Source organism: Microcoleus sp. A003_D6, assembly GCF_036702825.1.
Taxonomy (GTDB): domain Bacteria; phylum Cyanobacteriota; class Cyanobacteriia; order Cyanobacteriales; family Microcoleaceae; genus Microcoleus.
On the sequence record NZ_JAUBWA010000240.1, the window covers coordinates 3,745 to 4,212 of the forward strand.

At 43.4% G+C, this 468-nt stretch carries 1 protein-coding gene; it reads left to right on the top strand.

The window, feature by feature from the left end; all coding sequences use genetic code 11:
* Positions 1 to 459: tetratricopeptide repeat protein (locus QUB70_RS31845; RefSeq protein WP_332985787.1), on the top strand; the 459-nt coding region annotated here is incomplete at its 5' end.
* Positions 460 to 468: the final 9 nt, after the last annotated feature.

A 468-nucleotide genomic window follows, 5' to 3' on the forward strand; every position in this document is an offset into this window, starting at 1 on the left:
CGGGGTGATGCCTACTCAATATTTTTTCAAGATAATCAGAAGGCGATCGCCGATTATACCCAAGCCATTCAGATTGAGCCTAAAAAAGCTTACGACTATAGCCGCCGAGGTGATGCCTATTCAAAGTTAGGGGAAAAACAGAAGGCGATCGCCGATTATACCCAAGCCATTCAGATTCAGCCTCAAGATATTTTTGCTTACTATACTCGAGGTAAAGCATACTTAAGATTTGGAGAAAATCAGAAGGCGATCGCCGATCATACCCAAGCCATTCAGATTGAGCCTGATAATTATGCCTACTTTGTTCGGGGTTTAGCCTACTCATACTTAGGGGAAAATCAGAAGGCAAGCGCCGATTATGCCCAAGCTATTAAGCTTGATCCTAAAAATGCTCTGTCGGGGCGACAAGTCGCCTATAACGCTGATAGAATAAGCCTCATAGCTCTTATGCCTTGTTGATAATTAGGT